The organism is Flavobacterium seoulense (assembly GCF_000695795.1).
GTDB lineage: Bacteria > Bacteroidota > Bacteroidia > Flavobacteriales > Flavobacteriaceae > Flavobacterium > Flavobacterium seoulense.
Map to the genome: position 1 here is coordinate 147,546 of NZ_JNCA01000006.1, position 12,723 is coordinate 160,268.

Annotated in this window: 12 protein-coding genes; 3 read left to right on the forward strand and 9 right to left on the reverse strand. The window is 32.0% G+C overall.

The genetic code is table 11. From position 1 onward, the window contains the following. Positions 1–251 precede the first annotated feature (251 nt). The 3 genes from FEM21_RS03650 (at position 252) to FEM21_RS03660 (ending at position 3,384) form a co-directional block, all read left to right on the forward strand. Positions 252–1,487: a CmpA/NrtA family ABC transporter substrate-binding protein gene (locus tag FEM21_RS03650; RefSeq protein WP_035658143.1), complete on the forward strand. Its 1,236-nt coding sequence runs from the start codon at positions 252–254 to the stop codon at positions 1,485–1,487. Between the two features lie 89 nt (positions 1,488–1,576). After that, complete coding sequence (gene ntrB, locus FEM21_RS03655; RefSeq protein ID WP_081824628.1) at positions 1,577–2,464, forward strand: nitrate ABC transporter permease; 888 nt, start codon at positions 1,577–1,579, stop codon at positions 2,462–2,464. Between the two features lie 113 nt (positions 2,465–2,577). After that, on the forward strand, positions 2,578–3,384 hold the full coding sequence (locus tag FEM21_RS03660) for an ABC transporter ATP-binding protein (protein WP_035657919.1): 807 nt from the start codon (positions 2,578–2,580) through the stop codon (positions 3,382–3,384). 95 nt (positions 3,385–3,479) lie between these two features. On the opposite strand, the gene FEM21_RS03665 is transcribed toward FEM21_RS03660, so the two are convergent. The 9 genes from FEM21_RS03665 to FEM21_RS03705 form a co-directional block, all read right to left on the reverse strand. Continuing rightward, positions 3,480–3,959 (reverse strand): GNAT family N-acetyltransferase, encoded by a 480-nt coding sequence (locus tag FEM21_RS03665; RefSeq protein ID WP_035657921.1) that lies wholly within the window; start codon positions 3,957–3,959, stop codon positions 3,480–3,482. A gap of 178 nt (positions 3,960–4,137) precedes the next feature. After that, positions 4,138–4,341, reverse strand: a complete 204-nt coding sequence (locus tag FEM21_RS03670; protein ID WP_035657922.1) for a hypothetical protein — start codon at positions 4,339–4,341, stop codon at positions 4,138–4,140. Between the two features lie 39 nt (positions 4,342–4,380). Then, positions 4,381–4,890: a hypothetical protein gene (locus FEM21_RS03675; RefSeq protein ID WP_035657923.1), complete on the reverse strand. Its 510-nt coding sequence runs from the start codon at positions 4,888–4,890 to the stop codon at positions 4,381–4,383. Between the two features lie 220 nt (positions 4,891–5,110). Next, on the reverse strand, positions 5,111–5,461 hold the full coding sequence (locus FEM21_RS03680) for a hypothetical protein (RefSeq protein WP_035657925.1): 351 nt from the start codon (positions 5,459–5,461) through the stop codon (positions 5,111–5,113). Positions 5,462–5,602: 141 nt separating this feature from the next. Continuing rightward, a complete protein-coding gene (locus tag FEM21_RS03685; protein WP_035657927.1) occupies positions 5,603–6,874 on the reverse strand; it encodes an alginate export family protein in 1,272 nt (423 codons plus the stop codon). 358 nt (positions 6,875–7,232) lie between these two features. After that, positions 7,233–7,655: a DoxX family protein gene (locus FEM21_RS03690; RefSeq protein ID WP_035657929.1), complete on the reverse strand. Its 423-nt coding sequence runs from the start codon at positions 7,653–7,655 to the stop codon at positions 7,233–7,235. 117 nt (positions 7,656–7,772) lie between these two features. Further along, the gene (locus FEM21_RS03695) at positions 7,773–9,347 is read right to left on the reverse strand and encodes a S41 family peptidase (protein WP_035657931.1); all 1,575 of its coding nucleotides are present in this window, start codon (positions 9,345–9,347) and stop codon (positions 7,773–7,775) included. A gap of 70 nt (positions 9,348–9,417) precedes the next feature. Next, the gene (locus FEM21_RS03700; protein WP_035657932.1) at positions 9,418–9,732 is read right to left on the reverse strand and encodes a hypothetical protein; all 315 of its coding nucleotides are present in this window, start codon (positions 9,730–9,732) and stop codon (positions 9,418–9,420) included. Between the two features lie 15 nt (positions 9,733–9,747). After that, positions 9,748–12,480, reverse strand: coding sequence for an MG2 domain-containing protein (locus FEM21_RS03705; protein ID WP_035657933.1), 2,733 nt, complete (start codon positions 12,478–12,480; stop codon positions 9,748–9,750). Positions 12,481–12,723: the final 243 nt, after the last annotated feature.

Genomic DNA, 12,723 nt, shown 5'->3' on the forward strand with positions numbered 1-12,723 from the left:
GTAAATGAATATTTTTAAAAGCTAATCTAAGTAGCTGTTAAGGATTTAATACTACGTACTTGATTTTTGTAATCCCTTGTATTTATTAGGAAAATTATTTTTTGTTGCGTTTTAGCAATATTTAAAGTGGTTATTGTTACTCTGTTTTTAGTGTTTAAAAGCTGTTTTAGGATGGGTTTTAAATGGTTTTTACGTATTAGTACTTACGTAAATTTGCTTTATACAAAAACAAAAACATTTAAATCATGGAAATGAAAAAATCAACTCAAAAAACAGCAAAGTTCTTTTCGAAAGTATTTTTAGGAGCGCTAATAACGGTATTTTCTCTAACTACTATAAAAACGAATGCGCAGTCAGGTGAACCAATAAAATTAGGATTTATTCCTCTTACAGATTGTTCGCCAATAGTAATGGCTAAAGAATTAGGATTATTCAAAAAATATGGTGTAAATGTAGTAGTGACTAAAGAATCTTCATGGGCTAATGTGAGAGATAAAATCTTAACAGGAGAATTAGACGGAGCACATTGTTTGTACTCAATGCCTTTCTCAGTATATACAGGAGTAGGAGGAAAAGCAGGATCAGAAATGAAAATTGCCATGATGCTGAATGTAAACGGACAAGCGGTAACCTTATCTAACGATTTTTGTGGAAAAGTAGGTTTCAAAGATATGGCTAAAGTAACTCCGGTAGTGGCAGCTAAGTTAAAAGCAGAGAAAGAAGTGACTTTTGCCATGACTTTTCCGGGAGGAACACATGATTTATGGTTGAGAAATTGGATGTCGGTAGCAGGTTTGAATCAAAAAGCGGTTAAAATTATTACTATTCCGCCTCCGCAAATGGTAGCTAATATGAAAGTAGGTAATATGGACGGATTTTGTGTAGGAGAACCTTGGGGAGGAGTTGCTGCTATGCAGGGAATTGGTTTTACACAAATTGCTACTCAGGATATCTGGAAAGATCATCCGGAAAAAGCATTGGTTGTAAACAAAGATTTCAGTGCTAAAAGAAGAGAAGATCTTAAAAAAGTAATGAAAGCCGTAATGGAAGCCTGTATCTGGCTTGATGTTCCTGCTAATCGTAAAAAAACAGCTGATATTATAGGGAGAGCTCCTTATGTAAATGCGAATAATGATGTGATTCAGGATCGATTGAATGGTGAATATAACCTAGGTTGTAAACTTGGACAAAAGATTTACAAAGGAGACCAAATGGCTTTTTATAAAGGTGGAACAGTTAATTATCCTCGTAAATCGCACGCTATATGGGCAATGGCACAATTTGTACGATTTGGATATTTGAAAACGGCACCAAATTACAAAGCAATAGCTGATAAGTTAATTCTACAGGATTTGTATAAAGAAGTAGCAGCAAGTATGAAAATAAAAGTACCTGCTGATGATATGAAACCATTTGCACTTACAATGGACAAGACAGTTTTTAATCCGGCAAATCCGGCAGCTTACTTAAAAGTGGTTAAAAAATAACAGCATATAATCCCTCTCGAAAGGGAGGGATGATTTCAAAACAAGAAAAACAAAACAAGCAAAGAAGTTAAACTAAAACAGATTGAATTATGTCAGATAGAGATACATTAACAATAGGAACTTTTGAGGAGGCAAAAACAGCTTCTGTAGCCACAGCTCGAAAGCAAGTTATCAGAAATGAAAAATTAAGCGCACTGATTGAAAAGACAATTACAAAATCGAAATCATTGTTTTTAGCCTCATTAGGATTAATTATTGTAGGCGGACTTTGGGAATTATTGAGCAGCATTACTAAAGATGCTTTACCTGGTCCCATAGCTACATTAACGGTTTTATACGAAATGGTGAGTGACCCTTTTTATGATTATGGTCCTAATGACAAAGGAATAGGATTGCAATTATTCAATTCTATAAAAACGGTATTATTAGGATTTTGTTTAGGTTCATTAGTTGCTATTCCTATAGGAATATTGATGGGAGCGAGTACTATCTGCAAACAAATATTTTACCCAATAGTACAGCTTTTAAAACCGGTTTCACCATTAGCCTGGTTCCCAATTGGTTTAGTAGTTTTTAAAGACACCGGTTTGGCAACTATTTTTATTGTGTTCATCACTTCATTATGGTCAACATTGATTAATACTTCTTTTGGTATTGCTTCTTTGCCTCAGGATCATAAAAATGTAGCCAAAGCATTTGGATTTTCTAAGATGAGATATTTAACTAAAATTTTAATTCCGTTTAGTTTACCTCATATTATTACAGGTTTAAAATTGAGTATTAGTGTAGCCTGGTTAGTAATTGTAGCCGGCGAAATGTTATCAGGAGGAGCAGGAATTGGATTTTTTGTTTGGGATAGCTGGAATGCATTAAGTCTTGAAAAAGTAATATCAGCTATTATTATCATCGGTATCGTGGGATTACTTTTTGATAGATTATTTACTTATATCGAAAGCAAAGTAGCTTATAAAGCTTAAAAAAAGTTGTTAAGTTACTAAGGTTCTGAGTTGCTAAGTCTTTAGTAACTCAGTAACCAAAAAAACTTAGGCACTTAGAATCTCAGAAACTTAGGAACTAAAAAAAATATATCATGAGTTATTTAGAAATCAAAGATTTGGAAATCTCATTTCCAACACCAAAAGGAAAATATACAGCTGTAAGAGATATTAATTTATCAATTCAAAAAGGCGAAATCATATCAATTATTGGACATTCAGGTTGTGGAAAATCAACTATTTTAAATGCTATTGCAGGAATGTTAACACCTTCGACGGGTTCAGTAGTGTTAAACAATGAAAACATTAAAGGACCGGGACCAGACAGAGGAATTGTTTTCCAGAATTATTCACTTTTGCCTTGGTTAACGGTGTATCAAAACTTATTTCAGGTAGTAGATTCGGTAGTGAAAGGAACAACTCAAGAAAAGCATGAAATAGTAGCCAAAAATCTTAAAATGGTTAGTTTGTTTGAACATAAAGACAAATTACCAGGACAGCTTTCGGGCGGAATGAAACAAAGGGTAGCTATTGCCCGTGCTTTTGCCATTAATCCGGGAGTTTTGTTAATGGATGAGCCTTTTGGAGCGCTTGATGCTTTGACCAAAGGAACCATGCAGCTTGAAGTTTTAAAACTATGGAATCTGGACAATCGTGAAAAAACGATTATAATGATTACCCATGATATTGAAGAAGCTTTATTCCTTTCAGATCGAATTGTAGTTTTAAATAATGGACCATCGTCAACTATCAAAGAAATTGTTGAGGTGCATTTGCCAAGGCCGAGAAACAAAATCGAAATTGTAAAAATGCCCGAATATATTGAGCTTAGAGACCGTTTGTTACATTTATTAATCGATCATTTTTCTATTGAAGATATGGGAATGAAATATAAAAATTAGTTTGATCTTGTTTTGTTTGTTTAAATTCCTGTTGTAGTTTACGACAGGGATTTTTTTGGATCATATGCCAAATTAATAGAAAGGTATGCCGGATGTTAGTCATTCGTACTTAATTGCTTTTGCATTTTATAATTTACGATTTCAACATTTTTCCGAATTTGTAATTGTTCCAACAAAACTTTAAAACCATTGCTCTCAAAAAAAGCTTTAGCAGTTTTGCTTACGTCTGAAAATAGCACAAAGCTCTTTAAGCGCTTTGCTTCATTTTCTAATTTGTCAAACAATTTCTGCGCGATTCCCATTCTTTGAAAATCTTTGTGAACAAAAAGAACATCAACATAATTTCCTTTATCTAAAGATGCGAAACCAACAATTTTATTATTCAGTTCTGCAACAATGAAGTATTGGTTTTGAATTAAGTTTTGCCAGCGTTCCAAATTTTCTACTGAAGATTTCCAAGCTTCAATTTGGTTTTGATTGTAATCATTATGGCAAACAAAAGTTATAGTTTCAGAAAACAGATTTTGTATTTCATCGAGTTCACACAAAATTCCGGCTCGTATTATTAATTCCATTTTTTTATGTTTTTCATAACATGACAGCTAATGTTCAAGTTTGGGATTAAAGAAGTACGTTTTTTATATTATGGACAATTTTACAAATACAAAACCAACTTTCCATTAAGCCAATTGCCCAAATCCGTTGTAGTGGCTGTTAGGCATTCGGTTCTTTATGCGCAATAATTCGGTTTTGTTAAGAAACAAAATGGAGCATAGATTCTAAAGACGTTTTTTTTCCGGTCATTATGAACGTATCATAGTGAGCTAAAATAGGAACTTCGAAAGCTTTTGGTAAATCTAATTTGGTTTTCTTTTTAAGTATTTCGGTTCTTAATTCTGATTTTTCAGTTTTATCGTTAGAATCGTAATACTTCTTAATCAAATCTTTTAATTCCATTATGTTTTATATTTTTTGTTTGATAAAATTAGAAATATTTTACTCTTTATAATTTGGAGTATTCATAAAAACAACACTTTGGTCGCCCATAGTCATACCCATCATTTTACGTCCATTATGAAAATATACGTTCACTTGTTTGTTGTTGTCAGATGTAGAGGTATATATATAACTGTCCATCCCTTTTATAACACCTAAACTTACTGGATTAATAAGGTTAATTTCAGCATTTTGTCCATCAGGCGTATCAATAATTATTTGTAATTCGTGTTTCTTTCCATCAACAAAAAGTACATTAATTTCTGCTTTTGTAACATTTCCATTAGAGTATATATAATGATATACTTCAAACTGTTCATCTAGTGTTGGTTCTGCTTTTTTTACGACTGTGTTTTCATATTGAGTTAAAGTATCAGAAGCTTTTGAATATTGTTCTGAATTTGGGTCATATTCGTATTTTGGTTCTAATGTTACAGGGCTTGCTTCTTGTTTACCGCAAGAATAAAAACATAAGACTAACATTATTGAGACGGTTGTCTTTTTAATCATCTTTTAAATTTAAGTATTATGAAAAAACGTTATTTTTTCTGAGTCAGTTCGGTTGAACTGATGCCTAACTCGTTTATATGTATGACAAAATCATACAAAGCTGCCTAAATTTGGGTAGATATGTATGATAACTGTCAAGGTTTTTTTATTTGCTAATATATAAATAAATCTTACAAAAAATTAGTTTAAGATCTTGTTTACAGATTTCTATAACTGAATACTAATTAACTGCTTCCGAAATCCTAAAACAACGTTCTTTTCCTAAATATAAAGGATTCCCGTGTTTTTCAGACCAAAAACCATCCAACAAATCTTTAGATAAACAACGGTAAACAGCAACGCCTTTATAGATTTGAGCATCTTCGCCTTCGTAATTAAAATTAATCACCAGAATATTATCTCTAAAAAAGCCACTGCCAAGTTGGAGTTGGTCGTTATTGATGATCCATTTTGCTTTAATTCTGTTGTTGGAATCCAACGTTAAAGAAAGCGTTCCTTTATAATTGTTTTCCTCAGCATCCTGATTACTTCCTATAATTTGAAAGTTCCCTACAAGCTCTTCGATGTTCATTGCATTTTGATTTTAGAATTCCTGCAAGATTAGCATTTTATACGGAAAAGGCATAAAAAAAATCGAAGTTTTGAGGCTTCGATTTTTATATAAGTAGGTAAGTTTAAGATTATGCGGGGCTAAAAAGGAAGTTAATGTTTGTTATTTTTTTAAAGAGAATATTTGTGGATTAATATTCACCATTAAATACGCCCAGTTATTAGTAGTATCTTTTAATCCGGTTCCACCTTTAAGCGCTACCATGGTTTCTGAAGCAAACATTTGAGAATATCCGGCAATAAGTGTAATGTCTTTACTTGCTTTATAAACTGCTGTTACATCAACCTCAGTTCCTAAATAAGAATCTTGTTCCACTGCTCCGGAAAATACTTTATTAGGAGCATAAAATAAATGCGGTGCTACTGAAAGGTTTACTTTTTTGATAGGGAAATCTAATTTTAAAGAAACGTCTTGTAAACCAACAGAATTAGCATGGTTTCCTACATAAAAATAATCCATAAAACCATTAAAAGCGTGGTTAGTACCAAATACAGGATTGAATGATTTTACCACTGTTGAAGTCGAATTTTGATCTTTTCCTGATAAAAATTCATATCCTATAGTCGCTTTGAATTTAGGCGAAAAAGCATAACCTAAATTAGCTGCTGTTTCCCAGGCTGAAACTTCATTTGTTCCAATTTTCCCTGTTTGTCCGTAGAAACTAAAATCAAAACTTACTTTTTTTCCAGCGTAATTAGCATAAGTTCCAAAAGTTTGAGAATAATTAGTTTCCATATCAAAAGGAGCTTTTAAATATTCTCTTCCTAAGTTTAAAGCTAATAAACTAACTCCTAATTTGTTGATGTTGGTATGGTACCAAGCATATTGCATATCTTTAAAATCAGTAGTAAATGGAGTAGAAGGCGCTACTTTTCCTTCTGAATCAGCATTTAATGCAAAACCTAAATCCAATTGGTCTTTCGCTCCTTTGTACTTGATTAAAGCAGCATCAAAACTACGTCCCTGATTGGCCCAGTCTAATCCGCCAATGATTCTTTGGTTGTCATAAGAAATTAATTGACGACCTATTTTTGTACTCCATTTATCAGTAAAACTATATTGCGCCCATCCTTCATACAATGCTATTCCGTTTTTATCTGTCGAAATATTTCCTAGGGTATTCACATTTCCCCAGGTGCGTACATTTTGCAAAGCAACTTTTACTTTCAGTTTTTCGTCTCCGTAGTTCAGGTTAATTCTTGTACGTTGTCCTACAAATGAAGTATGACTAGTAGTAGGAGTTAATAAAGTTCCAAAACCGTTTGTGTATTCATATCGGGGTCTGATTTGAATATCAGAACTAAATTCCTGAGCCATTGCCCCAGTACTCACTAATCCTATTATTGATAAAGAAAGTGTTTTAAGTAATTTCATAACATTGATTTTAAAGTTAGTTTTTGTTGAATTATTATACCGCAAACATACTTACGTAATTGTACTTATAACTTATTTCTAACGCAACAAAAAGAAGCTTTTTAAACCAATTTCATTTATTTTAGAAAACAATAAAAAATAGGTGTAAAAACATAAATTGAAATTAATGTATTGATTTTTAATTTTTTAAAAATATACTTAAGTACTAAGTAGTGATGAAATACTCTAAAATGGAATGTATATAAGTTGATTTTTTTCGAATTTTAGTTCTAAATCTATTTCGATACAACACATAAAAAAAGCCCGATACAATATCGGGCTTGGTAGTATAAGGCGAATGTATTTTATTCGAACAATCTTATTGATACATTTTAAAATAATAATCGGCAGAGTTTTTTCCGCTTCCGTAGAATAAAAAGAAGATACAAACTGCTAGTGTAGCTAAGGCAAGAAACAGACTTTCAGAGTGCATTTCGCCCATAAAATTGACTAAAACAGCACCAATTAAAATAGGCAATTGTGCAATGATAGCCCATCGGGTCAGTAATCCAAAAGCAATCATTATTCCGCCAATCATGTGGGCAGGAGTAATGTAATGGATTAGGAACATTCCGCCTCCAATTTTGTCAATTGGAGAAATTAAATCAACAAGATAAGGGATGTTCGTAATAAAATGAACTCCTTTTACGAATAGAAACACGCCCAGTGCAATTCGTACTAAATCTAAGGTAAAATAACTGTGCGCATTCGCCCATTTATTTAATTCTTTTACATGATTCATATTGCTGTATGTTTAAATGTTGTACTACTAAGGTAGTGATTTTTAAAGTAATAGCGATCAATAATAGCGTTAAAATAAAAATCTGATTATTTGAAAAAGAATACAATTAGATGCGAATTATTTCTTTAATTGCTCTAAAATCCAGTTCAGTTCCGGATCTTTTCCCTGAATTTGATCTTCGAGAGTGGGAGTTATCGAAACATCGGGAAAAATACCTTGTCCCAAGATTTCGGTTTGATAATATGGTGCAATATTCATAATTCCAATTCGGACTTTTAGTTCCGAATTTGGTAAAGTTATAATTGGCATAAAACCGGCAACGGTTCCATTGTAATCGCCTCCGGTTTCTTCGCCTACAAAAGTGGCTCTTTTTGAACCTTTTAAATTAGAAGATAAAATACTCGAAGCCGAAAAACTAGACCCGTTAATTAATACATAAATTTTACCTTTAAAAGCATTGGACTTGATTTTTTTGGGTTTCGTATCGGTTGCGAAATAATGTTTTCCGTCTTTATCTTTTTGAACTGTAAATAGCAAATAACCGTAAACAAAGGGAGAAAAAATACCTTTTACAACCTTTACAGGAAATGATCCTTTGTTGAAATAAGCACCTTCAAACAAACTGGCACGTGAAACGACTTCGGATTTTTGTAGAAAAACAAAAGTAGAATCAGAAAGATAACGGTACAAATTGACAATTTCGCTCAACCTTCCGCCGCCATTATTTCTTAAATCGATAATTAAGGTTTTTACATTATGTTTTTCAATTTCGGCAAAACTTTCTCGGTAAAATTTCCTGTAATTACCTTTTTTAAAACTTCTGATTTTCAGGATGGCTACGCTGCTGTCTTTTGGATAAAAATCAAGATTTTTAATATAGGTATTGGTCGTTTTGTCGTAGCCATTAATGCGTTTTTTTCTCTTTATTGCCTGTTGTCTTTTTTTATCGAAAGGGATAATTTTGGGTGTTTCGTTAGTTTTTTTCTTCTCAATGCTATCGAGTTTAAATCGTTTGATTGTAATGTTCTTTACAGTATCATTCAATTTAAAAACATACTGTAAACTATCTTTAATACCATATTGCGTGGTGAAACCAGTAACGAAACGTTTGGCAGCAATTCGTTTTTTTAAAGTCGTATTAAAACCATCCGAACTGTAAAATTGATTGTATTCATTGATAAGATCCTGTGGTTTTATACCGTTTACCGAAACGACTTCGGTACCTGCTTTTATCGTTTTATTATTCGATTTGTTTTTAATGACATACAATTTGTCTTCGTAAAAAGAGAAATCAAATTGCGAAAAAGGACCAATTCCTTTTTTTAGAATTGCCTTAGTTTCTTTTTTCGAAAATTTCTTTTCGGGAGCTAATAGATAACTGTGACCTTGCCTGATAGAAGCCACAACAGGACTGATTTTTTTATAAAAATCAAGCGGAGTTAACGGAGTATTGATCGTAGTTTTTAAACTGTCAAATTTATAATCCAGCCTTTCTTTGCTAATGTAATAATTCAGGTTGGGATGCAGTTTTTGGAATTTTTGATAGGTAAAATCGACATCTTTTCTAAGTTGTTCAGCCGAAATTAATTCTTGTAAATGTTCGTTGTCTTTTTTTAGTGTACTGCATTGGCTAAAGAAAATTACTAAGGCAAACAACAGTATTCTTTTTTCTAAAAAACGAATTGGAATCATTTCTGAGTAAGTGTTTAAATAGCTTTAAAAAACAAATTTAAAGCTATTTAATCTTTAATAGCCAAGAAATTTATTTTTTCCATTTTTCATTCGAAGACGCTAAAAGATTCAAAATCTCGATTTGCGCTTTTCCGTCGAGTCCTGTTTCGTCTCTTTGTTTTTGAAATTGGAGAAAAGAAGGAACGCTTAACAGTTGTTTTTGAATCGCTTCATTTTTATATAAAGAATGATGAACAAACGTTAAGCCGTCCTGTTTTGTGAATATTTTGTATTCAAATTGTGTAGCATCCAGTTTTTCAAAATCCTGTATGAACTTTTCAATATTGGCTTTGTTTTGCTCAAGAAATTCTTTTTTGATTTTGTAGGTAACAATTACAGATATCATCTTTTTTAGTTTTAATTAATCATTTATTTCATAATTCAATTCCTGATAGCCAATTTCACCAGTGTCTGAAATTGCTTCAACAACCACCATTACTTCGCCTTTATTATCAGTATTGTAAAAAGAAGCCGTTGCTTTGCCAGAATCATCAGTTACTACTATTGGTTGCCAGTGAATTAAAGTTCTGATATCCGGATGTTGCCAATCGTCTGCTTGAATATTTTCATATTTTGGAGCATAAAACTCCTGAGATTCGGCAAAAACCGGAATAGAAGTTTGTGTTAATCCTTTTGGTTTTTGTGCGCCTCCAAGACCTATTCCAGCATGTGTATAGATTGCGATAATGTTTCCCCAGGCGGGAGCAGCAAATTCACAACCAGAAAGTTCACGATATACTTCACAGTAAAGCGTTGAAAAGCCGTTTGGGTTTTCGATAATTTCAAAACTGCTTACTTCACTTGGAGAAATATTAGGAATATGTACGTAATCATGAAAAGGAATAACAATACCATCAACAAGAACAAGGGTAGCCTCGTTATTTACAGTGGCGTATAAATTTTGATCAGGCATTCTTTCAATTCTTACCTTATCAGGATAATTAAAAAGTAATACGCTGTACAATCCGTAAGACCATTTTTTTTCTTTAGACAGGATTTCTTTACCACTGATTACTGTATTAGGCTTACCGTATTTTTCGGTTACTTTTTGTTTGTTAGGAGCCATTTTACCACTAATATTGACCTCATTTAAAAGAATTCCGCCAAATTGCAGTTTGAATTTTTCTTCTACTTCTTTTTGTTTTTTACTTTTCTTGATGAATTTCTCTACGATACTGTCTACTTGTTCAATTGATTTATTGTGTTCAAAAAAAACAGCTGGCGATTTCTTTTTGTCTAAAGTAACCGAATTGCTTATTTTTCTATCACCACTTTTAGCAGTTTGGATTAAGATAGCTATTTCTTTGCCAAATTCGTCATTCAAATTAAAGTTGAATCGTCCCAGACTATCTGTTATTTGCTTATAAAATGCTCTGTTTTTTCCAGAAGTCATCATCGTTAATTCGACATCTTTTTTACCTTTTTTTTCTGAAAAAAGATTATTCACTCTGCCCGATACGGTTAGTGATCTTTCAGGATTTATTGTTAGTGGTTTATCTTGTTTAGAATAGTTGTATTTGTTCCAGCCCTGTGTGAGTAAGAGTACGTCTAAATCATAATATTTACTGGTGTTATCTTTGAAATAATATCCCGGATTTTCGATGTTTCCTTTTAATTCAGAATTTATTAAAAAATAAGACAATATATTTTGACGTACACTTTGCATATTTCCTAATTCTTCCTTGTTGATAACAAGTAGGGAAGTATTGGATTTTACAGGTTCCTGATTGTGATTTGTCGTCTGAATATTTACATTAGTCAATTCGCGCTTGCTGTATTTGTTTTTATCAGCCAAAAGATCAATTTTTAATCTGTTTTGTGGTTTTTCATTAAAATAAAGTCTTCTTGCAATGGGATGTTTTTCATTATTCAAAATGGTGAAAGAAATAATTCCTTCGGGAATTTGAACAGTTGAAATTAATGACTGATAAAATCCCTGAATCAAGCTTACTTTTTCTTCGTACAAATCAGTACCTCTGAATGAAACCCGAACAAAAATACTGTCGTTTTTCATGTAGTTCGATACAACTTTGAGCAGGACTTTATCGCCTTGTTTATTAACGGCTAAAGTATTTCCGGTAGCAACAACTGCGGGTAAAGGATATAATTGTGATTTTTCTTTTGTTGAAGCTAGTTTTAGTTTGGCATAGTATTTTTGAGAACTATCAACGTTATTGATAATAAAACTTCCCATTCCAAGCGAATTACTTTTAAATGAAGTGAGAATATTTTCTTTTTCATCAATGATGTCGCCTTCGATAACTTTTCCCTTTCCGTTAGCATCCAAAGCTTTAAAACCAACTCTGCTAGTGAGTCCGTTAACTAATTCTCCGCTTTCAGGAAAGAACTGTAAATCGAGGAAATCTTTGTTTAAAACGAAGGTTTTAGTGTAGTTTTTCTTGTTTTCGGTTTCTATTTTTAAGGTGGCAAATTGGCTTTCCTTTTTAATACTGTAATCGAGATTGTATTTGTTTTTCTCTTTTTTAATAACTAATGTGTCTTTTTTATCATCAACAGTTACAAATACGGTGAGTTTGTTTTTTTGAAGTGAATCAATAAGCTGCGGATTGAAAAATACTTCTAAATGATCATTATTAGCTTCGTCTTTTACGAGTTTAATGTTCTGTATTGCTTCATGGTTTTGATTCTCATTTGTAAATACCTGAATGTATTCTTCAAACATAAAAGTATTGTCAAAATTCTGATTCCATTGTGTATAAGCCCTAATAAGATAATTGCCTTTTGGAATTTTTTTGTCTAATTCAAAATTTCCCTGACCAATACCATTTTCTATTTTGATTATTTTTTTTTGGCGAATGCTTTCATCGGCACCAATTAGTTCTACATATAATACGCCGCTTAAAGCTGAAGGAATATGTTCGGAAGCATTTGAAACAATGCATTTAAACCAAACGGTGTCGCCATTGGTGTACACTTTTCGATCTAATTGAAGGTATATTTTTTCGGCAAATGAGGTATTCGAAATATTTAAATTATTTTCTTGTGACTGGATGGTAAATATTGGAAACAAGAAGAAAATCCAGAAAAGTGTAGTGATGGTTTTTGTATCAATTTTCTTTGATGGTTTTTTCATGATAGTTTTTATAAATCTAATTTTAAGATTAATTAGTTGCTTATCAGTTGAATAGTTTTTTTGGTTTAAACAGCAAAAACTGTTTTGGTTAACACCAAATATAGAAATAATTTATTTTAAAATACGATTTTTCGTATTTACTAAACACGAGAAGAATGCGTTGAAAAGAAGTATAAAAATGTATTGAGTTTAAAATTATATAAATTAATATGATAATAATATAACACTATTTTCTTACTTGAT